The organism is Helicobacter sp. MIT 03-1614 (genome assembly GCF_000762925.2).
Lineage (GTDB): Bacteria > Campylobacterota > Campylobacteria > Campylobacterales > Helicobacteraceae > Helicobacter_C > Helicobacter_C hepaticus.
This window is the reverse complement of record NZ_JRMS02000002.1, coordinates 104,859-126,892: the sequence shown is the minus strand read 5'-3', so window position 1 is coordinate 126,892 and position 22,034 is coordinate 104,859. Positions and strand designations below refer to the sequence as shown.

The following is a 22,034-nucleotide window of genomic DNA, read 5'->3' as shown; positions in this document are numbered from 1 at the left end:
AATTATTCATTTTCTTTAGGATATTTTGGATTTGTGATATTAAAATAAGCATTGATTTGTTCTTGTGGGTCTGATACATATGGAAAAATAAGCTTTGTATAAGGCGTTTCAAGACGTGAAATATGTTTAGATTCTATACTATTTACTTCAAGATATTTTCTTAATGTGTAGGAATAATAATTCGCATCATCTACTGTGTCATAAAAGTTATCTTCTCCCATTTCTTTTTTGAATCTCTCCACTTCCTCTTCAGTAAAACTCACTTCAATCACGCATTTATCACAATCTACCACAAAATCTTTTTCTTCAGGATTTGCATACCCAAAACTTAGCAAAAGCACAATAAATATTATTATTTGATTTATCTTTTGTATTGCCTTCACAGCCCATTTGTCCTTTCTAGAATCTTTTGTATTTTTGGCTGATTATTATATTTTTCTTGTAAGATTTTGTAAGCTTGTGGGAGTGGCTTACAATATTGTTTTATTTTTTCATCAAGCTCTTTTTCTCTCGCTTTGTCATATCCATATTCGCCACGAAAATAGTTACAGGCACAAGCATTTTGTATGTATGTTTCGATGTCTTGCGGGTAAAGCATTTTGGATGCTATAATACCTTGAGTGTCCTTGCCTGTTTGTTTCAAGGAGATTTCATAACTTCTATAAGTGCAAATTTTCTCCCCATTATCAAAAGCTTCTAGGTTGATTTTCACCTCTTTTGTATTTTCCCACTGCACCTTGAGAGTTTTATAGCCATAGATTTCACTTTCCTCATCATCAAGTGTTTGTGTGATATTTTCCATAGTCTTAATACTTTGTGGAAGATAATAACTCTCTGAAAAACCAATTTTCATTTCTCCATATGCTTCTGTAATATTTGTATCTGTGAAGCTTTTTTCTTTTTCTATCTGTGCAAATAAGCTATTGCAGCAAAATAATAGAACCAACAAATATCGCATTTTCTTTCCTTATCTTTAGCAAACGTCGTGATCGTATAGAATCTTAACTTTTCCATTGCCCAAATCAATAAAATAAATAGTATATATTGCAGGACAATCCTCAGCTTCTATGGCAATCTCTAATCTTTTCGTGTTAGTCCATTTATAATCTATATAAGCTTTTTCATTATAAGGAGGAATGATTCGGGTGAGACGATAATTTTGCATTGGTAATTTTTTTAAAAGTTCTTCGTGATAAGCCTTTATGGCAAAAATATTAGAATCTGCCTTTGCTTTTAAAAGCTTAGTATAAGCTTCTTGTATATCTTTGGCTTCAATGATTTTTTCAATCACTCCTGTATGCTTACAATGTAAATCTATGTTCAATTCTTTTTCATATTTGTTACAATCTTTAAGACTTTTTTCTTCCCATTTCCATTCTAAAGCGGTGCAATTTAATGCAAGAAATAAAGTCATTATAATAAAACTATATCGCATTTGATCTCCTTTGATGTTAAGTTATACTTAAAGAGCGTAAAAAGCTATCACGCAAAGCAATAAGAGAGGTAGTTTCTAAGCAATCAAAATCATTTTGTTCTATGTATTGATATAGCCATTGTATAAATGCTCCCTCAAGCTCATAATACGCGCTATCTCCTTGCCATTTTTTACCCTTACTTTTAGGCAAAGCACGAGTGCGTGCGCATTGTTCAACGATTTCACGCAAGGCTTTCCACGCACGATAATACACACCTTTATACTTAAACATAAAACCCGCACTATCTTCAAGCACATACCCTTCAATAAAGCCATTCTCCCGCTTACCTTGTGCAAATAAAGAATTAGATTCTAATGCACTTTCACAATGGAGAAACTCACTCATTTCCTTCCAGCAATGAAGTGTTATTTTGTGCTCTTTGCATATAAAGCCAAATTTCCCAAGCGCACAAAGTTCTGTAAAAGGGAGTTTTGCATAATCAGGTGTGTTATAAATCGCATCAAGTAAAATAACCTGTGGCTTTTCATAGGCGATAATATGTGGGTCATCTTGTGGCTCTATCACTTCAAATACAAGGCTAAGATTGCGTGTTTTAAGCTCTTCATAAAGTTCAGATTCAACTTCTTGTATAGAATCTTGTGCAGTTTTACGCAGAGATTCTGCAATAAGGTTGCGCGTTATATGTGCATAAGGGCTTGTAGGGTCGGATTTTGATGTAATGAAAAAGTTTTGCAATACATTATAATTTGTTTTATTTGCATTTTTAGTATCACTCAAGGCACTATGAGCACTCATAATACCCAAAAAGCCATTTTCTTTAATAAATACATTTACCGGATATGTTAATTTCTCCCTCAAAGTCTCATCGCTAGTTTCCTCTCGTTCTTGGTAGTTAAAAAATTTATCATAACTTCTCGCATAAATATGGAAATTGTGTGTATCAATAAATAAACCTCTAGCTTTGCAAGTAAGAGTATTCCATTGTTTAGAAAAAAATGCTTCTTTAGTAAAATTAAAGCTTGAAATGTCTCCAAACTTCTTTTCTTTAATGAGTGCATTCGCACGAAGTTTTTGTAAGAACAAAAAGGTTGAACGTGATTGATGTAATGCGTTTAGTGCTGATGTATTGTGTTTATTTTGCATATATATTAGCGTAAAATTATCTTTTGAGGTATGCCTACCCATAAGCGAACCTTGCATTGAAAGACTAGATTGAGTAGGCATAGTTTTTATGACACTAAAAGGAGGCAATGAGGTTTTTGTTAAAATGAGCACACGTAACGCACCACTAAATTCCACACCACCTTCAAGTGCAAAATTTCTCTCATATACGCGCATAGGGTGTTTTTCTCTATTTCTATGTCCAAAAACTTGATAGGTATTACTAGCTGTGCTAAGAGCGAAGCTTTTTGCGCATTCTTGCATATCCTCATATCCACCGCTGCCATAAATAAGCTGTTTTGTAGCGACAAGCAAGAGATTATTTGGCAAAGTAGGAAGTCCTCCGTGTGTACACAAGACTATCTTATTATCATAAGTATAATAAGCACATTGACGCAATTTGGAATAAAGTCTATGTGTGTCTTTGCTTCCCACACCGCCATTTTCTAAATCTTTGAGAGTAAATATGCTAAACTCATTTGTGCCTATATCTTCTTTTCCCCATTTGTATAACCAACGCTCGTGATTGCCCTCAAGTAGGCACACATTTGGTAAATCCATAATGCCTAGTAAAAATCGCATGACTTGAGCATTTTGCACACCTCTATCAATATAATCGCCCAAGAAAATATAATATGCTTTTGGATTGAGAAATCGAGCGCATATTTCAGGGGCAAATTGAGATTGTTCTAAAATACGCAATGCGTCTTGGAGTGAGTGTGTTAAAGAATGGGTGTGAATAAGATAATGTAAAAGCGTCTCAAAACAGCCGTGAATATCACCTATATGGTGGATTTGAGCATAGGTATTGAGATTAATTGGATTAAAATGCAGCATACTTTGATGAGTTTTGTCTTGCAGTGGCGCAATCTCATCGGATTTAAGAATAACATAACGCGAGGGCAGAGTTAGAGAATCTTGTAGAGTTTTATACATAGATTCCAAAATATCTACGGGCACAGATTTATAACCTCTGCAAGCATTGCGCTGTAAAGCTACTTCTAAAGGAATATGACTAAAATCTATCACTATTAAACGATAACGATAGGTATTTGCAAGTGTTTCATAAGCGCGCAAGGCTTTTATACTCGTATGAGTTGCATCAATAATTGTAAAATCCCCTTGTTTAAGACGCATTTCAAGGAGAGTAAAAAGCAATTTCCACACTTGCTTATCATTTTGTTGGTTAATCCCTGTAAAAGCCAGAGAATCTAATGCGTGAGATTTTGTAGAATCCGCAGATTCTGATAGAATAGCATTAGATTTACTTTTGGGCAAAAGGACAGGCGAACTTGCCATAAGACGCAAAGAATCAGCACTTAGGGTATATTCACTTAAACCCATATTTGCAATCCAAGTGCTTTTTCCACTTGCAGGAATCCCTCTCATAAGAACCAAAATACGCATTTATGCCCTTTATTTACGCTTAAATTTTAAGGTATTTCTCTTTTTATGCCTATTTTTTCCTGCAACACTTTAATTTCCTTGCTCATTGCTGCTGTGGCACTGATTTGGTTAATCAGTATATAGATATTAATAAGGCTTAAAAGCAAAGTAATAAATACACAGAACAAAGCGATTTTTACAGCTCTTTTTGCAATTTTTTGCGATTCTTCTTCCCTCATAGAATCCTCCTCATAAATTTATTTGTTATTATAGCAGCAAACATACCAAGTGCGAGAAGCACAACTATACACGCTCCAATGCTTATATTACACCAATAAGCAATAAAAAATCCAGCCCACATAAAAATAAGTGAGAGTAGCCACGAGATTACCATCATCATTTTAAGCGAATGCGAAAAGAGATTAGCAATGTAAGCGGGGATTGAAAGAATAGCCAATACTAAAATTAATCCTGCAACACTCATTGAAATCACAACACCCATAGCTATAAGCACAAATATAATACTTGTCCAAACGCGCACATTCATACCTCTAAGTGTGCAAAATTCACTATCATAAAACAAGCTAAGGATTTCATAATAATAAAGTCTTACAAATGCGATGATAATTATATCAAAAATTGCCATAGCGAGCATTTCATCTTTACTTACGGCAAGGAGTGAGCCAAAAAGATAGCTTGAAATGTCATTATTATATCCCGGGCTTAAATCAATGAGAATGACGCCTATTGCCATACCAAGAGCCCAACCTGCGCCCACATATGCATCAAGTCTTTGTCTTTGGTATAAGAACGCATAGGCAAGAAAAAGAGCCATTAATATGCTAAAGAGCATTGCTCCAAGCATTGTGCTAAATCCACAAAAGAGTGCTAATCCCACACCACCAAAAGCGCTATGAGTTACTCCTCCAGCAACAAAGACATTTTTATTTGCTACAATCATTGAACCAATGATGCCGCTGCACACGCTTACCAAAAATGAGACAAAAAGCGCAATCCATACAAATTGATATGAAAATAAATCAGCCATTAGATTCTCCTTGTGCAGCTTGAGCAAAAGAGTTAAGAATATCTACTTCGCAAATATGTTCTTTCAAATCAAAATTGAGTTTTGGAATCTGATGGATAAGTGCGTATTTATTAATATAAAGCACTTCTTTTGCATAGCCAAGCATAACAGAAATATCGTGGCTTACTACGAGGACACTTAGGCTTTCATTGAGTGTTGCAAGAAGTTGATAAATATCTTTTTGTGCTTTGACATCAACATTTGCGGTTGGTTCATCAAGAATAAGGAGTTTTGGATTATCTACAAGGGAGCGTGCAATTAAAACTTTTTGTCGCTCACCACCAGAGAGGGCATACAAAGGTTTTTTTGCAAGGTGAGTGATATTGAGTTTTTTCATTATATCGTATATATCTTGTGCTTTTTTTGGTCTAAAGCCCCAGATTGTAGGTTTAAGCAAACCCATTGTAATAACATCATACACACAGATGGGGAAATCCATATTAAAATGTGTAATTTGTGGCACATAGCCAATATGCTTTATGCTCATATTGCGAGCAAATTTTATCTCTCCACTTTGAGGTTTTAAAAGCCCAAGTATAAGTTTTATGAAAGTTGTTTTACCACCACCATTTGGACCAATGATTGCCCAAAAATCTCTCTCTTGCAAACTAAAGGAAACATTTTCAAGCACATTCTCTCGCCCATAAGAAAAATATAATTCTTTAATATCCAAAAGTGGCGACATAGGTTAATCTTTGAAATATTCTTGCACGCAGGATTTGCTCTCTTGTGTAGAGAGCGAAAATGCGATTTGACAAGCAGATTCTTGAAGTGATAAAAGCCAGTCTTCACGCAAAGGGTCAAGTTCAATAATACGCAAACCTAATTCTTTTGCAAACATTTCTACTCGTGATTTGGCAAATTGAGGTTGGATAAAAACTGCTTTAAGATTGTGCGCCTTAGCTTGTGAGATGAGGGCAAGCAATTCTCTGCCCTTAAGTTCTTTGCCATTATGCTCTAAGCTTAATTCTTGCACGTTAAACTCTGTGCTCCAGTATGCAAATGTAGGGTGATAGGTAATGAAATTTTTTTGAGCTTTAGGCGAAGTGAAAAGTATATGAGTGTGTTTTTGTATGTTTTTAAGTTCTTTAACAAGTTTTAAGGCATTTTTTTGAAACATATCTGAATGTGTTGTATCAATTTTACTTAAAATATCGCCAATGCGTAAAATTTGAGGCTGCAGAGCTTGAAATGAGAGCCAAATATGCGGATTATGTGCGTGGGGATAAGAAGTCTGAGATGGTTTTTCATCTATAAGGCTATGATAAATAAGTGAAGGATTAGTATTTTTAAATCGCTTAAGCCAAGTAGATTCAAAAGGCATTCCAACACCAAAAAATATTTGAGTATTTTGAATATGTTTCATTTGTGCAAAGCTTGGTTCATAAATTTCAGGTGATTTGCCCGCAGGCACAAGCACCTCTACTTTAACATATTCGCCCCCAATGCGTTCAATCATTTCTTTTTGTGGTAGCACACTCACAAGCACTTTAATAGGCGAGATTTCTTTAGCAAACATACTCATAATACACAAGCATAGAGTTATGATAACTTTCATTTATGCCCTTTGATTTGTGCTGCAAGCTGCGAAAGGTCAGACATAGCTTGGATTCTATCAATAAGCAATTCAGATTTTGCAAATACACCATTGTGTTCATCTCCTACATACAAAGAAGTGATAACAACACCACCGAGCATATTTTCATATTTTTTACCTGTGGTTACACTCCACACACTATGTGCGACAATGGCTCTACCTTGATATTCTCCAATATAGAGCATAATATGTCCTTGTAGCCAAAGAATGCTTTGATAAGGCGTAGCATTGGCTATAATAAAGGCTTCTTTATCCTTGCGATTAAGTTTGCTTAAATCAATTTGATTTTTACCATAATATACTTGAGCCTTAGAATTTCGCGGAAGATGTAAGCCATATTGTGCAAAAATATCGCGGATAAAGGCAGAGCAATCGCGATTTTGCAAATATCCACCCCAGCCGTATTTTTGTCCTATCATTGCATTAATTGTTGAAGCGATAGTTTGAGAATCTAGCTTTCTTGGGAAAGGTTTAGTTTTATCAAGTGAGATAAAGCTTTGCTCTCTTTTAGCCTTGCCATTATTCAAACGCACATAGGTTGCAATACCTATCATTTCTTTAAGTTGTGTCCCATACACAGGGAAAATCTGTCCAATACGTGCTTGTGAGGTAAAGTGTTTATGAGAATCAAATAAAGGAATCTCATCAACAATAGGACTTACATACCTTGTGTAGCTTTGTATTTCTTTTACTTGCTCTTGCGTGAGTGTGGCAAAATGATGTGATTCTATCCAGCCATAGACAAAGCCAGATTGAATATGCACCCAAGATTTATCTTTGCTCATATGTGTGATAAGCACAGGTGTGCCTGCGAAAATAAGGGAATTTTGCCATCTATCAAATGGATAACCACTCGGTTTATTAAATAAGGGTTTATTTGTAGGCACTGCGCGCACTGCAGTTGTAGTGGTGATAATGGCTTTTTGATTGTGGTTTGGATAAGAGCTAAGATTCATAGAATCTATAAGCTTCTTTGCCTCTTGTGGGTTTATTTCCTGGAGATTTTCACCATAGCTTCTTGTTTTACCTTTGCCTGTGGCAATATTTTGAAGTGAGGGGAGAATCCAAAAAACTTCATTTTTTTTTGGATTTGGTTTTTGATGCCAAGGAGAAAAATATTTTTGCAAATAGTCTTTTTTGAGTGCTAAAGTTTCTTCAGAATAGCGCTTAGATTTTATCTTAGTATCTGTAGGAATATAAAAAATTGCATCTTGAGGAAGTGCTTGCAGATCTTTGACTTCAGTGCTAGGGATAATTTTGTCTGCACAAGCATTTAAGAGTAAAGCAAAAAGAATGGCAAATATGATATGCGTAAGGCAGAATTTCATTTACAGCTTCCTTTGCTGAAAAATATGAATAAGCCTTAAGATAGCGCTTTCATCGTAGCCAATGATAAGATTTTCATCACTTGTGATAATGGGGCGTTTAAGAAGCATAGGCGTATCAAAAAGTGTATTAATTTGCATTTGAAGTGTGGCATTTAAGATTGTGTCAGTAATTTTTCCATCTTTTTTGAGTGTTTTATAGGTTGTGCCTTTAGTATTGAGCACAATTTCAATGCCTTTTTGTTCAATCCATAAGGCGAGTTGTTCTTTAGAGGGTGTGTGAGTTTTCAAATCTATGAATATAAAAGGAATAGAATGTTTTTGTAAGAGTGTTATTGCTTTTTTGACGCTACCGCAAGTTTTGATACCATAGAGTGAGATTGTCATATTTATCCTTTCTATTCTTTTGTAGAGGAAGTATTGTTAGGGAGATTCTATCACAGGATAGTGTATAGAAAGTAGATTATGCACGCAAAGATGTATCATTTGATATATACGCTCAAAACCTTCCATATCTTTGTAAGTGTAAGGGTCAGGAATATCTGCTCCTTTTAATCCAAACTCACCAAGTTTTTTAACCTTATTTTTTTCGAATCCAAGTGTGAGTAAATCGGCATAATTACTTCTATCAAGGGCGATAATCAAATCAAATTTTTCATCAGCATACGCACTTACGCGTCTCCCTCGTAAATCATCAATGCTAAATCCGTGTTCTTTAGCTATATAGCGTGAGCCAGCACAGGGTTGCTCATCAATATGCCACCCGCTTGTCCCTGCAGAATCTATTTCTATATTAAGGTTATGTTGCTGTGCTATGTGTCGCGCTATACCTTGAGCTAAGGGTGAGCGGCAAATATTACCCAAACACACAAAAAGTATGCTCTGAATTGTAGAATCTTTCATAATACTGCCTTTGCATTGATAAAAAGATGAGTAGGTTTTGTAGCGTGGAGAATAAAATGCAGGGGCGATTGATTGGGGTGAGATTGATGAGTTTGAAATAAAGGTTGGCTAAATTCAAAAATGGCAAAATCTACATTTTTACCCTCGCTTAATGTGCCATTATTTAGCCCCAAAGTCTTTGCTCCATAGAGTGTGGCACTTAAAATCAATGATTTTGCAAGGGCAAGTATATCCTCTTGCGGATATGCATAAAGACTTGTGCGTAATTCATCAAGGAGATTGACATTATTATTCGAGCTTTTGCCATCTGTGCCAAGTGCAAGAGAGATTTTTTTATTTCGTAGAAGGGAGCGTGTGAAGAAAGCATTGTTTAAAAGGCGATTACTACGAGGGCAGGTAATGATAGAAGCTTGCAGAGATTCTATCATTTTTGCCTCCTCTTCCTTTATATAGAGGCAGTGTGTAAGTGAGAGTGGAGTGTCTCTAAGGGGAGAGAGCATATCTAAAAAACTTTGGGGTGAGTAAAAGCTTTGAGGATTCTCAATTTTAAAGAATCTTTGAAAAAATGTTTTAAAATATCCGCTATTTTGGGTAAGCCATTCTCGCTCGTGTGCGGATTCTAAAAAATGTGCTGAAAGGGGCAGTTTATCTTTGGCAGCTATGTCTATGAGTTTTTGTGCCATTATAGGGTGGAGCGAATAGGGTGAATGCAAGGCTATTGCTGGTATGAAAGTAGGGCTATGGAGAGATTTTGCACGTTCAAGACGCTCTAATATGTGAGCATAGAGAAAATCAATAGCACTTGGATTACTTCCTATGGCTTCATTAAAATATACTACACGTAAGGGGCTTGAAGCAAGTGCAGTCATATCATTACCATAACTACTTATTGCACCTACACTTCCTACACCTGCATTTATTTGATCATTAATGCCTTGTAAAATGATAGTTTCAGAAGAATTACCACTATTGAGGACTTCATCACGTGATGTCATCAAACTATCAAGCCACGCTCCAAAATCTCCATAACAAAATTGTGCCAAATGCGAGCCAAATTCAAAATGTATATGTGTATTAATCAGAGAGGGGAGTAAGATACCTTGAGGAAAAAAATGAGTTTTTGCATTAGGAAATTGTGAGCATAGTGCTTCGTAATCCCCCACAGCTAAGATTTTATCTTTATTTTCTTCAAAAGCAATAGCACCATTATGTAAAATAGAAAAATTCTCATCACAAATAAACGCTTCTTGTGCTCCCCAAATATGTAACATTAATTAGCCTTAGGAGATTGTGCAATATTTATATCAAGTTTGTTATAGGGAATCTCAATGCCGTGTTTATCAAGGTTTGTTTTGATAGATTCTAAAACTTTACTTTGCGTATTGAGCACACCATATTCAAGTTTTACCCAAAAACGAAGTGTGAAATTAAGAGAGCTTGAAGCAAGTTCAGTTAATCCAATAAAATATTGTTGTTCTAAATCAACTTCAGGAGTGGATTGTAATACTTCAATAATAATATTTTTTACAGATTCTATATCACTCTCATATCCTACGCCTATAATGAGCTCAATGCGGCGTTGGTCATTATAGGTAGTATTAATAATATTTGCAGTTGCCATATTACTATTAGGGATAATTGCAAATTTTCCATCATTTAAGCGGAGATTAGTAGTAAAAAGATTGATAGCTTCTACATTGCCAACTAAGCCACTTACTTCAATTAAATCTCCTCGTTTAAATGGGCGAAGAATGATAAGCACTATGCCGCTTGCAACTGATGAAAGAGAATCTTTGAGCCCGAGTGCAATAGCCACACCTGCAGTTCCTAGCACAGCGATGATAGAGTTTGTTTGCACACCGATAGTGCCAAGTGCTGCGATAATCATCACAACAAGCAAAAGGACAAAAATCACTTGCCCAATGAATCGCGCAAGTATTTCATCTTGTTTTGCAATAGCTTTACGGATTTTGTTTGCCACAAAACGCGAGAGATAATAACCAATAATGAGGATAAGCGCAGCTTTTAAGAATCCGATACTAAGTTGTTCAATTTGAGGCAGATAGCCTATGAAATAATTTTTAAGTTCTTGCATTATAGTTCCTTTGTGTGGGGTGTATAGAGTATTTCATTGCTCAAAAACGCTTCAATGTTACCATAAAGATTGTGTTGATGATAAGGTGAAAACATATCATTTACTTTAAAGCGTGTATGAGGATTAAATACAAATAATTGGGCAATTTTGCCCTCTTGTAATGCGCCTTTATTAAGATTAAGAATCTGTGCAGGTGTATAGCTTGTAAATTGTGAAATAAGCGGAAGTGGAATATTATAAGCTTTATGCAAATAAGTATAGAGTAAAGGAAAATATATCTCAAGTGCATCTACTCCAAAACTTGCTAGCTCAAAAACTTGGTCTTTTTTAGAATTAAAATCTGCACATTGAAGGCTTGTAAGCGTATCAATATATCCATTTTGTAGCATCTCAATGAGTTTGCTTTGAGCATTTTTTTCTACAAGTGGTGGGTTGAGCTTGGCTGCAGTATTGTAATTATCGCATAAACTTTCATCTAAAATAAGATGATGAATAGAAGTTTGTGTGAAAAATTGTGGAGTCTCGCCAAATTGCATAGAATCTTTATTTTTTTGTGAAGTTTTGTTGTAAATAGCTCTAAAAGATTGGAGTATTTCAAAACTACGTGGATAAACCAAAGTATCAAAAATAAGTTTAATTGGCATATTTTTAAACATTTCGGCAATTTTAGCAACCTCTTTAGTTTGGCTGTATGCAGGTATAGAAGGAAGTCCAAGCGAAGCACTCAAAATTCCTTCATTCATCACTCCATCGGCTACAGATGAGTCTTGACAAAAACACATAAGCGGAATATCAAGCATTTGAGCATATTGAGCAATGCTCATTAGGCTATGTGCATCAATATCACTTGGTGCAAAAATAGCCTTTGCACCATTCGTATGCAATGTGCTAATATCGCTTAGTTTGCCTTGAGAATCAAGTGGGCTAATTGCAGGAATAAGATGAATGGGAGATTCTTTATTAAGGCTTTTAATAAGCTCAATAGAGCCATTTTCGCTACAAGAGGGAGTGGTATGCGGATAAAGTAAAATACTTCCCGCACCTCCCTTAAGTGCTTTTTGTGCGAGTGAGAGGAGATTTTTGCGTGAGAGAGAAAAACTTTTTGGTGCAACATTAAGGTCAATCATTGCAGGAAATAAGATTCTATCTTTAGCATCATATATATCCTCATCTTTTAGGGGTTGAAGTGAGCCAATGTCTGTAATAAGACCATTTTGCGCCCGCAAATCGGCTTTTTTTATGCCTTGATAATCACAAAGTGTTGCATTTTGAAAAAGCATATTAAACCTCCTTGTTCCAAGAATCTAAAGTAGTAAAAAATAAAAAATCCATTTTTTGTGTAATGATAAACACACCAATAAGTATAAGCAGTAATCCTGAAATAATTTCAACAAATCTTAAAAAGCGATTAAGCTTTTTTAAAAAGTTTAATCCTATATCAATAAAAATTGCTACAAGTAAAAATGCTAAGCCTAATCCTGCAGAATAAGCTAACATAAGCCAAAGTGCGTGAGATGGATTGAAAAGTGAAAGAGTGAGAATTGAGGTGAGAATGGGACCTACACAAGGACTCCAACCAATACTAAAACCAATCCCAAGTATAAATGGAGAAAGAAAACCAAAACGCGCAAAGTTTAAATTGTATTGAAAGGTTTTATATAGAAAACTTAATTTCAATGGAAATAAAAAATGTATTCCAAAGGCAATGATAATACCTCCTGCAATGTAGCGTATCCAAGATGAACTCAAGAGTGTTCCAAGCGCAGATGAAGCAAAAAGTCCAAGTGTAATAAATACAAAAGAGAAACCAGCAATAAAAAGCAATGAGGTAAAAATAATACGAGATTTATGTGCGGTATTGCGCGCGTGTAAATCATTAATGCTGATGCCAGAAATATAAGAAATATAAGGAGGGACAAGAGGTAAAATACAAGGACTTAAAAATGTTAAGATTCCAGCGAGAAAACTTGCTCCAAAAGGCATAGTGTTGTAGAGTGTTGTAAGGGTATTGTCAAAATTCACCTTTATCCTTTAACTTTTGGAAGTGCTGTATTATATCTAAGTGCGATAATATTTTTGTAAATTTCAATCTTAAAAGAGCAAAATTTTGTTATAATCCCGCTTTAAATGCCAAATGAATAATTTGGGATACTTATTAAATGTTAAGGTAAAACGAATGGATAATGCTTCTCTCATACAACAATCAGAAGAGTCTCCGAGTGCGACAATAAAACAAGGATTGAAATCAAAACATAAACAAGATACGCAAGGTTTTAATGTATTTGGACTTAAAGATTTTGTATTAAAGGGCATTAGAGAAGCAGGCTTTAGCACACCTAGTCCAGTGCAATCTCAAAGTATACCAATTATTTTACAGGGCAAAGACCTTATTGCGCAGGCTCAAACAGGCACAGGAAAGACTGCTGCATTTGCTATACCCATTCTTAACACCCTTAATCGCAATAAAGATATTGAAGCGCTTATTATCACTCCTACACGGGAGCTTGCTATGCAAATTAGTGAGGAGATTCTAAAATTAGGGCGGTTTGGACGAATTAAAACAATTTGTATGTATGGAGGACAGAGCATTAAACGACAATGTGATTTGCTTGAGAAAAAACCTAAAGCAATGATAGCTACACCCGGAAGGTTACTTGACCATTTACAAAATGGTAGAATTGCACATTTTTCGCCTCAAATTGTTGTGCTTGATGAGAGTGATGAAATGCTTGATATGGGCTTTTTAGATGATATTGAAGAGATTTTTAAATTTTTGCCCAATACGCGCCAGACATTACTTTTTTCAGCTACGATGCCAGAACCAATTAAAGCTTTAGCAATGAAAATACTTAATGAACCTGCTTTTGTAAAAATTACCCCCACAGATGTTACAAATCAAGATATTGAACAGCAATATTATATTATCAATGAAGGTGAGCGCGATGAAGCGATTGTGCGCTTAATTGAGACACAAAATCCTACAAAAAGCATTATTTTTACGCGTATGAAAAAAGAAGCTGATGCTTTAGCTATAAGACTTGCAAATCGTGGATTTAAAGCTATAGCATTACACGGAGATATGGAGCAGAGGGATAGAAGAGAGGCGATTAAGGCATTTAGGGAAAATAAAATTGAAATTCTTGTTGCTACTGATGTTGCATCTCGCGGATTAGATATAAGTGATGTAAGCCACGTATTTAATTATCATATACCACTCAATCCTGAGAGTTATGTGCATCGTATAGGGCGCACAGGACGTGCAGGAAAAAAAGGTGTTGCAGTTACACTTGCTACACCACTTGAGTATAAAGATTTAAGCAAGATTAAACAAATTACCAAAGCCAAACTTAAACTCTGCGAGATAAAGCAAGAATATAGTGATGACGCATTTTCACAGGAACTTTCGCATACAAAGATTAGCGATAAATCGGTGGCTATTTATGAAAAACTCAAAGACAAAATAGACACCACACAGCTTTGTCTTAAGCTCATTTCATTACATTTAGAAAAAAATAGCAGTCTTAAAATTGGTTTAAGCAAGGAACAAATAGCCAAACTTGAAGAAAACTATGAAAGTGAACAACCTAAAAAATCTAATAAAAAATTTGTAGGAAATACACGTAGTGCTACTAAAGGTAATCTACGTGGTGGTAAAGGGAGTAAAAATAATAAGCGATATGATAATATTGATAGAAGTCAGCCTTACACAAATAGCATTTGGGGGTAAAAAGTATTGAAATTGTTAAAGAATTTAATTATTTTAAATGTTCTAAATTTGGGTTTAGTATGGGGAATTGATTTTACTCCAGCACCTGTTTCTTCTAATACTTTTGGAAGCCTAAATATTGGTTGGTTACATTCTACAATCACAGGTGCGCAAAGAAATGAAGTATTGCAAGACTATAAAAGTGCTCGTAATGCAATGCTTTTTGGCTTGAAACGAGGCTTTATTCTCACAGAGGGAAAGACTTTACTTCTTAATGCGTGGATTGATGGGAGTGCAGGCTCTGAAAATAAAAATGGACTATATAATTTTTCTGTAGGTGGGCAAATTGGATATAGATTCTTTGATGGACGTGTAATTGCATTTGTTGGAGGAGGATTTGAAATGAGTAATCTTGCTACACCAGAACCTAAAGAACAATATAATATTTATGGTGGCATAGCTCGTGCAGAAGTTTTTATTGATATAGCCAAAGGTTATGGTCTAAGTGTGGGTTACCAACGTGGATTTAATGAAAAAAGTAAGAAATTGCTTGGAGAACGTTTTGATACACAATCTTTTTTTGTAAGTGTAAGTTATTATGATTTTAGCATTTAAATTTTATTTATGTATGAGCTAGAAACGCATCGCAAAAACGATCTGTGCTCCTTCACCCTTTGTGTTTTTTAGTGGCATAATGAAACTTTGGGCTTCATTTTTATTTTTTATTCCAATTCGTTTTGCTACCCCTAAATCTTTCAAAATAAATCCAATAGGATCCATAAGAAGCAAGGCACTTTTGCCAAGAAAACGTGAGCCAAGAATTGTGTCGTGATTGTTATGGATACGAAGTGAAGCTTGGTAGAATAATTCACCAAACATTGAGCCAATTGCAGGAGTAACAATTAAATCTTGCCACGATGGTATTTCAGCGAATGCTTCAACGCCATATTCCCAAAAAAGAGCAGAAGCAAGAACACTATAAAGTGCAGATATATTCCAGCTATATCCTGCAACACGAGGTTGCATATAATACACTGCACCCCAATAAGGGTGTGTAACCCAATTTAAAAACCAATTATCGGCATCTACTACTGGTCCCTGTGAGGTTTTCCTTGCCCAATTTTTGCCAAGATTCTTTATTTCATCTTTGTTCCAGTTTGTTACACTCTCAGGCATAAGATAAAGCACACCAGCGCTTATGAGTGTCCCACCAAGTATAATGCCCGAACTTGCAGCCAAATATGCAATTTTATTTTGTGGCTCATAATATTGATGTTTTTGCAAATCTAATGGAGCATTAGATTCGGTATGTGGCTCTAGCTTTTCGTATTCTAAGTGAGGGATTTGTGTTCCCCAAGAATTACAAACCAAAAACATATTTAAGAGCATAAGCTTAAATTTATTAGTAAATGTAAAATTCATCTTCTTTTTCTTTGTCATTTGAATATTTGAAATCATATTATATCTTAAGATTTTAAAGCTATAATCTTTTTTAAAAATATTTTTTGTCCATTAAAGTTTTAAGGAGAATAGTTATGAAAAAGTTGTTTTTAATTATTGGTGCGCCCGGTTCGGGAAAGACGACAGATGCACAAATCATTGCAAGAGATAATGCGGATTCTATCGTGCATTATTCCACGGGAGATTTATTACGCGAAGAAGTTGCAAGTGGTAGTGAATATGGAAAAACCATTGATAGTTTTATTAGTAAGGGCAATCTTGTCCCACTTGATATTGTAGTTGGCACAATTATTAATGCCATAGCAAATGCGCCCAAAGATGTTATCATTATTGATGGTTATCCTCGTAGCATAGAGCAAATGGAAGCTCTTGATGAAAAACTTAAAGCACAAAATCAAGTGCAATTAGTGAGCGTAATAGAAGTTGAAGTAAGTGAATCTGTCGCAAGAGAGAGAGTGTTAGGACGGGCAAGAGGTGCAGATGATAATGTAGAAGTATTTAATAATCGTATGCAAGTGTATCTCACGCCACTTAAAGATATTGAGACATTTTATAGTAAGCAAAAAGTGCTTCATAAAATTAATGGTGAGCGTATGATTGAGGAAATCGTAAGTGAAATGGAAAGTTTTATTAAAGGGAAAATGTAATACTTTAAAATAATGTTTTAAAATTATATTCTTCACTTTTATGTTTTTTTATACTTAAAATAGTAGAATCCTTACTTTAATTCTAAATGGAAAGTAGAGAATCATTTTTATGCAAAATATAAGAAATATTGCTGTTATTGCTCACGTTGATCACGGAAAAACTACACTTGTAGATGGGCTACTTACTCAATCTGGCACTTTTGGCGAGAGGGAACAAATTGATGAGCGTGTTATGGATTCTAATGATTTAGAAAGAGAACGAGGTATTACTATTCTTTCAAAAAATACAGCTATCAATTATAAGGGGACAAAAATAAATATTATTGACACGCCCGGACACGCGGATTTTGGTGGAGAGGTAGAACGGGTGCTTAAAATGGTTGATGGCGTGCTGCTTCTTGTAGATGCACAAGAAGGTGTTATGCCTCAAACAAAGTTTGTTGTGAAAAAAGCACTTGGTTTTGGAATCCGCCCCATTGTAGTAGTTAATAAAATTGATAAGCCAGCTGCCCAACCTCATAGAGTGATTGATGAAGTTTTTGATTTATTTGTAGCAATGGGTGCAAGTGATGAACAATTAGATTTTCCCGTGGTTTATGCTGCTGCACGAGATGGTTATGCAATCAAAGAGTTAGAAGATGAAAAGAAAAATCTTGAACCTCTTTTTGAGGCAATTTTAGAATATGTCCCACTGCCAAGTGGTGCAAAAGAGAATCCTTTGCAAATGCAAGTATTTACGCTTGATTATGATAATTATGTAGGAAAAATCGGCATTGCTCGTGTATTTAATGGTTGTATAAAAAAAGGTGAGAATGTAATGCTTGCTAAAAGTGATGGCGAGAAAGAAACCGGGCGCATTAGTAAGCTTATTGGCTTTTTAGGCTTAGCACGCACAGAGATAGAATCTGCTGAAGCCGGTGATATTGTTGCTATTGCCGGTTTTAATGCCGTTGATGTTGGAGATTCTATTGTATGTCCTACTAATCCTATGCCGCTTGACCCTATGCACCTTGAAGAACCCACAATGAGTGTGTATTTTGCAGTTAATGATAGCCCTTTAGCAGGGTTGGAGGGCAAACACGTAACGGCAAATAAAATTAAAGATAGGCTCTTAAAAGAAATGCAAACTAACATTGCTATGCGTTGTGAAGAAATGGGCGAGGGAAAATTCAAAGTGAGTGGGCGAGGGGAGTTACAAATTACCATTTTGGCTGAAAATTTGCGCCGAGAAGGCTTTGAATTTAGTATTTCACGTCCTGAAGTAATTATCAAAGAAGAGAATGGTGTGAAATGCGAGCCATTTGAGCATTTAGTCATTGATACGCCGCAAGATTTTAGCGGGGCGATTATTGAAAAGCTTGGCAAGAGAAAGGCAGAGATGAAAGCTATGAATCCTATGAGTGATGGCTATACAAGATTAGAGTTTGAGATTCCAGCGCGTGGGCTTATCGGCTATCGCAGTGAGTTTTTGACAGATACGAAAGGTGAGGGCATTATGAATCATAGTTTTTTAGAGTTTCGTCCCTTTAGCGGCAGTGTAGAATCTCGTAAAAACGGCGCACTCATTAGTATGGAAAATGGAGATGCGACAGGTTTTTCACTTTTTAATATCCAAGAGCGAGGAATACTCTTTATAGCACCACAAACTAAAGTATATGTAGGAATGGTAATTGGTGAGCATAGCAGAGATAATGATTTAGATGTTAATCCTATTAAGGCAAAACACTTAACTAATATGCGTAGTAGTGGGGCTGATGAAGCGATTAAACTTGTGCCACCAAGGGATTTAACACTAGAGAGGGCATTAGAATGGATAGAAGATGATGAAATACTTGAAGTAACTCCTCAAACTATTAGAATCCGTAAAAAGATTCTAGAGCCAAATATGCGTAAAAGAGCAAAAGCAAAATAAGTTGGTTTATTAAGGGGTGTTTGCCACCCTTTTATTAAGCCAATGGCTTAAAATTAAATAAAGGAAAAACAATGAATCCTTTTTTAGAATCAATTTATTTTCGCCACTCCTGCAAACTTTTTGATGAGAACAAAAAAATCCCAAAAGAAACCTTTGAGGAAATTTTAGAAGTAGGACGACTTGCTCCTAGTTCATTTGGTATGGAGCCTACAAGGCTTTTAGTTTTACGCAGTGATGAAGCAAAGAAAGCATTGCGTCCGCTATGTTGGGATCAGCCACAAATTACAAGTGCAAGTGAAGTAGTGGTATTTAAAAGCTTACAAAGCGATTTAGTGCCACCAAGTGAATATGCTAAACGCAATACTTTTAGGCGAAAAATGGATTTAAATGGATATGAGACTTTTTGTAGCCGACTAGGAGATTACCTTAAAGCACGTGGATTTACTGATGAGAAAATTGCGCATTGGAGCGCTTTACAGGCTTATATTATGGCTACTTATATGGTAAGCTATGCGAGTTATCTTAAAATTGACACTTGCTATATTGAAGGTTTTGAAAAACGCAAAGTAGAGGAGCTTTATGGATTGGATCGCTTTAAAGAACAAGTAAGTTTGATTGTATGTTTTGGTTATCGCGGTAAAGCGCAGCAGGCACGTTATAGAATCACGCTTGATGAATTGGTTGAATATAAATAAGGGGGATAAATGTTAGATACAATCACGGTTACAAAGAGAAATGGTCGGATTGAACCACTTGATATTGCAAAGATTCAAAAACATACTTACGCGGCAGTAGAGGGATTAGAAGGAGTTAGTCAAAGTGAGTTAGAAGTTGATGCAAAGATTCTATTTAAAGATAAAATTACAACTGAAGAAATTCAGCAAACACTCATAAAAACAGCAGTAGATAAAATTGATGTAAATACACCAAATTGGAGCTTTGTAGCAGCACGATTATTTTTGTATGATTTGTATCATAAAGTTACAGGTTGGACAGGTTATAAAAAGCTTGAAGAGTATTTTGAGCAGGGTGAAAGAGAGGGTAAGCTTATCTCTGGTATTAAAGAAAAATATGATTTAGCATTTTTAGATTCTCATATTAAGCCTGAACGTGATTTGCAATTTAATTATTTGGGCATTAAGACACTTTATGATAGATATTTATTAAAAGATAGTAATAATCGTCCCATTGAATTGCCTCAACATATGTTTATGGCAATTGCTATGTTTTTGGCACAAAATGAAAAAGATTGCAACGCTTGGGCAGTGAAATTTTACAATATGATTTCCTTATTTGAGGTTATTTGCGCGACACCTACCCTTGCAAATGCTCGCACTACACGTCATCAGTTAAGCTCGTGTTTTGTAGGAAGCACGCCTGATAATATTGAGGGAATCTTTGATGCTTATAAAGAAATGGCACTTTTAAGCAAATATGGAGGCGGTATAGGCTGGGATTTTAGCCGAGTGCGTGGGCTTGGAAGCTTTATTGATGGACATAAAAATGCAGCAGGTGGTGTCGTGCCATTTTTAAAAATCGCTAATGATGTGGCAATAGCAGTTGATCAGCTTGGCACACGAAAGGGTGCAATTGCTACTTATTTAGAGATTTGGCATAATGATATTCACGATTTTATTGATTTGCGCAAAAATAGCGGTGAGGAGCGAAGACGCACACACGACTTATTCCCTGCTATTTGGATTTGTGATTTATTTATGAAGCGCGTAGAATCAAATGAGTTTTGGACACTTTTTGACCCTTATGAATGTCCTGAACTCACTGAACTCTATGGTGAAGCATTTGAAGCAAAATATATTGAATATGAGCAATCTGATAAGGTATTAAAATCTCGTATATTAGCCAAAGATTTATGGAAAAAGATTTTGACAAATTATTTTGAATCTGGATTACCTTTTTTATGCTTTAAAGACAATGCTAATCGGGTAAATCCTAATGCTCACGCAGGAATTATTAGAAGCTCAAATCTCTGCACAGAGATTTTTCAAAATACTAATCCTAATCATTATGTGGTGGAAGTGGAGTTTGAAGATGGCTCAAAAGTAGTGTATGAAGAAAAAGAAGAGGTAAAGCTTGATAATGGTATGTGCAAGAGGGCAAATAAAATTACAAGTGTAGATTCTATAAATGGTAGGAAAGTGTTTATTACTTCGCGTATAGCACAAGGTGGGGCAACAGCGGTATGTAATCTCGCAAGTGTGAATCTAAGCAAAATAAATACCAAGGAAGATATTGAGCGTGTCTTGCCTATTGCTATTAGAATGCTTGATAATGTGATTGATTTAAATTTTTATCCTAATCGTAAAGTTAAAGTTACAAATATGCAAAATCGTGCTATTGGGCTTGGAGTTATGGGTGAAGCAGAAATGCTTGCGCGTTCCCACATTGATTGGGGGAGTGAAGAGCATTTGATAAAAATTGATGAGATTATGGAACTTGTGAGTTTTTATGCGATTGAATCAAGTGCAAATCTTGCCCAAGAAAAGGGTAAATATCCTCAATTTGAAGGCAGTAATTGGAGCAAAGGCATATTTCCTATTGATATGGCAAACAAAGAGGCACTTAAGATTGTTGATAGAGGGGGGCTTTTCTCACAGCAATGTGATTGGGAATCTTTGAGAGCAAAAGTGAAATCACAAGGTATGCGCAATGGCTATTTAATGGCGATTGCTCCTACAAGTTCAATTAGTATTTTAGTAGGCACAACTCAAACAATTGAGCCTGTGTATAGAAAAAAATGGTATGAAGAGAATCTAAGTGGGCTTATTCCTGTGGTTGTGCCTCACTTGAACCTTGACACTTGGAATTATTATGTTTCAGCGTATGATATTGAGCAAACTCATATCATTAAAGCGGCGGCTGTCCGGCAAAAATGGATAGACCAAGGACAAAGCACAAATATTTTTGTGCGTCTTGATAAAGCAAGTGGTAAAATGCTCAATGACATTTATACACTTGCGTGGAAATTAGGATTGAAAAGCACATATTATTTACGCTCTCAAAGTCCAGAGGCACAAGAACAAATTATGGATAGAAGTGTAGAATGTGTGAATTGTCAATAATGTCAATACTAAGATCAATAGGAGTAAAATACTAGGAGTTCAATTTTAGCTATAAAGGGGGGATATTATGGCACTGCAAGAAGAGTTGAAACAACAAGGTGATTTTTTATTTCGTTATCGGAGTTATTTACCCTTTGCTCTATTACCTTTTTTTATATTGGTAATTTTTACATCAGACACATTTTTATTATCCGAAAATGTTATTCCGGGGGGGGGGGGTAATATATAATACACCCTT

At 35.5% G+C, this 22,034-nt stretch carries 23 protein-coding genes; 7 read left to right on the top strand and 16 right to left on the bottom strand.

Annotated elements, in window-relative coordinates:
- Positions 1–2 precede the first annotated feature (2 nt).
- From LS66_RS01900 to LS66_RS01830, 15 genes are read right to left on the bottom strand one after another with little or no spacing between them, the layout of a single operon-like run.
- On the bottom strand, positions 3–383 hold the full coding sequence (locus tag LS66_RS01900; RefSeq protein ID WP_236096957.1) for a hypothetical protein: 381 nt from the start codon (positions 381–383) through the stop codon (positions 3–5).
- Positions 380–958, bottom strand: a complete 579-nt coding sequence (locus tag LS66_RS01895) for a hypothetical protein (RefSeq protein ID WP_236096956.1) — start codon at positions 956–958, stop codon at positions 380–382. The genes LS66_RS01900 and LS66_RS01895 overlap by 4 nt, the downstream gene beginning before the upstream one ends.
- A gap of 15 nt (positions 959–973) precedes the next feature.
- Positions 974–1,435, bottom strand: coding sequence for a hypothetical protein (locus LS66_RS01890; RefSeq protein WP_034365770.1), 462 nt, complete (start codon positions 1,433–1,435; stop codon positions 974–976).
- A gap of 16 nt (positions 1,436–1,451) precedes the next feature.
- Positions 1,452–4,004 carry an RNA ligase gene (locus LS66_RS01885; RefSeq protein WP_034365767.1) on the bottom strand — a complete coding sequence of 851 codons (2,553 nt, stop codon included), beginning with the start codon at positions 4,002–4,004 and terminating at the stop codon, positions 1,452–1,454.
- A 26-nt stretch (positions 4,005–4,030) separates the two neighbouring features.
- The gene (locus tag LS66_RS01880; RefSeq protein WP_011116596.1) at positions 4,031–4,222 is read right to left on the bottom strand and encodes a DUF5408 family protein; all 192 of its coding nucleotides are present in this window, start codon (positions 4,220–4,222) and stop codon (positions 4,031–4,033) included.
- Positions 4,219–5,031, bottom strand: coding sequence for a metal ABC transporter permease (locus LS66_RS01875; protein ID WP_034365764.1), 813 nt, complete (start codon positions 5,029–5,031; stop codon positions 4,219–4,221). The genes LS66_RS01880 and LS66_RS01875 overlap by 4 nt, the downstream gene beginning before the upstream one ends.
- Positions 5,024–5,755: a metal ABC transporter ATP-binding protein gene (locus LS66_RS01870; RefSeq protein WP_034365762.1), complete on the bottom strand. Its 732-nt coding sequence runs from the start codon at positions 5,753–5,755 to the stop codon at positions 5,024–5,026. The genes LS66_RS01875 and LS66_RS01870 overlap by 8 nt, the downstream gene beginning before the upstream one ends.
- A gap of 3 nt (positions 5,756–5,758) precedes the next feature.
- Positions 5,759–6,628: a metal ABC transporter solute-binding protein, Zn/Mn family gene (locus tag LS66_RS01865; RefSeq protein ID WP_011116599.1), complete on the bottom strand. Its 870-nt coding sequence runs from the start codon at positions 6,626–6,628 to the stop codon at positions 5,759–5,761.
- The gene (locus tag LS66_RS01860) at positions 6,625–7,995 is read right to left on the bottom strand and encodes an NlpC/P60 family N-terminal domain-containing protein (RefSeq protein ID WP_011116600.1); all 1,371 of its coding nucleotides are present in this window, start codon (positions 7,993–7,995) and stop codon (positions 6,625–6,627) included. Before LS66_RS01860 ends, LS66_RS01865 begins: the two co-directional genes overlap by 4 nt.
- Positions 7,996–8,379, bottom strand: a complete 384-nt coding sequence (locus LS66_RS01855) for a Spx/MgsR family RNA polymerase-binding regulatory protein (protein WP_011116601.1) — start codon at positions 8,377–8,379, stop codon at positions 7,996–7,998.
- Positions 8,380–8,415: 36 nt separating this feature from the next.
- Positions 8,416–8,895, bottom strand: a complete 480-nt coding sequence (locus LS66_RS01850) for a low molecular weight protein-tyrosine-phosphatase (protein WP_034365760.1) — start codon at positions 8,893–8,895, stop codon at positions 8,416–8,418.
- Complete coding sequence (locus LS66_RS01845) at positions 8,892–10,166, bottom strand: metal-dependent hydrolase (RefSeq protein WP_034365757.1); 1,275 nt, start codon at positions 10,164–10,166, stop codon at positions 8,892–8,894. Before LS66_RS01845 ends, LS66_RS01850 begins: the two co-directional genes overlap by 4 nt.
- The gene (locus tag LS66_RS01840; protein ID WP_011116604.1) at positions 10,166–10,990 is read right to left on the bottom strand and encodes a mechanosensitive ion channel family protein; all 825 of its coding nucleotides are present in this window, start codon (positions 10,988–10,990) and stop codon (positions 10,166–10,168) included. Before LS66_RS01840 ends, LS66_RS01845 begins: the two co-directional genes overlap by 1 nt.
- The gene (locus tag LS66_RS01835; protein WP_034365754.1) at positions 10,990–12,270 is read right to left on the bottom strand and encodes a metal-dependent hydrolase; all 1,281 of its coding nucleotides are present in this window, start codon (positions 12,268–12,270) and stop codon (positions 10,990–10,992) included. Before LS66_RS01835 ends, LS66_RS01840 begins: the two co-directional genes overlap by 1 nt.
- Position 12,271: 1 nt before the next feature.
- The gene (locus LS66_RS01830) at positions 12,272–13,012 is read right to left on the bottom strand and encodes a cytochrome c biogenesis CcdA family protein (protein ID WP_034365752.1); all 741 of its coding nucleotides are present in this window, start codon (positions 13,010–13,012) and stop codon (positions 12,272–12,274) included.
- 154 nt (positions 13,013–13,166) lie between these two features.
- Between LS66_RS01830 and LS66_RS01825 the strand changes: the two genes are divergently transcribed.
- On the top strand, positions 13,167–14,717 hold the full coding sequence (locus tag LS66_RS01825; protein WP_236096955.1) for a DEAD/DEAH box helicase: 1,551 nt from the start codon (positions 13,167–13,169) through the stop codon (positions 14,715–14,717).
- A 12-nt stretch (positions 14,718–14,729) separates the two neighbouring features.
- Complete coding sequence (locus LS66_RS01820) at positions 14,730–15,311, top strand: hypothetical protein (protein ID WP_011116608.1); 582 nt, start codon at positions 14,730–14,732, stop codon at positions 15,309–15,311.
- A gap of 18 nt (positions 15,312–15,329) precedes the next feature.
- Here LS66_RS01820 and LS66_RS01815 read toward each other — a convergent pair whose 3' ends face one another.
- Positions 15,330–16,118 (bottom strand): DUF3943 domain-containing protein, encoded by a 789-nt coding sequence (locus tag LS66_RS01815; protein ID WP_236096954.1) that lies wholly within the window; start codon positions 16,116–16,118, stop codon positions 15,330–15,332.
- A 113-nt stretch (positions 16,119–16,231) separates the two neighbouring features.
- On the opposite strand from LS66_RS01815, the gene LS66_RS01810 reads away from it, so the two are divergent.
- From LS66_RS01810 to LS66_RS10235, 5 genes are all read left to right on the top strand, one after another.
- On the top strand, positions 16,232–16,804 hold the full coding sequence (locus LS66_RS01810; protein WP_011116610.1) for an adenylate kinase: 573 nt from the start codon (positions 16,232–16,234) through the stop codon (positions 16,802–16,804).
- Positions 16,805–16,913: 109 nt separating this feature from the next.
- Positions 16,914–18,716, top strand: a complete 1,803-nt coding sequence (gene typA / locus LS66_RS01805) for a translational GTPase TypA (protein ID WP_034365749.1) — start codon at positions 16,914–16,916, stop codon at positions 18,714–18,716.
- Positions 18,717–18,787: 71 nt separating this feature from the next.
- Positions 18,788–19,411 carry an NAD(P)H-dependent oxidoreductase gene (locus tag LS66_RS01800; protein WP_034365747.1) on the top strand — a complete coding sequence of 208 codons (624 nt, stop codon included), beginning with the start codon at positions 18,788–18,790 and terminating at the stop codon, positions 19,409–19,411.
- Positions 19,412–19,420: 9 nt separating this feature from the next.
- Positions 19,421–21,796, top strand: a complete 2,376-nt coding sequence (locus LS66_RS01795) for a ribonucleoside-diphosphate reductase subunit alpha (protein ID WP_034365744.1) — start codon at positions 19,421–19,423, stop codon at positions 21,794–21,796.
- A gap of 67 nt (positions 21,797–21,863) precedes the next feature.
- Entirely contained in the window at positions 21,864–22,025 is a 162-nt protein-coding gene (locus LS66_RS10235; protein ID WP_236096953.1) for a hypothetical protein, read from the top strand.
- The last annotated feature ends 9 nt before the right edge of the window (positions 22,026–22,034 follow it).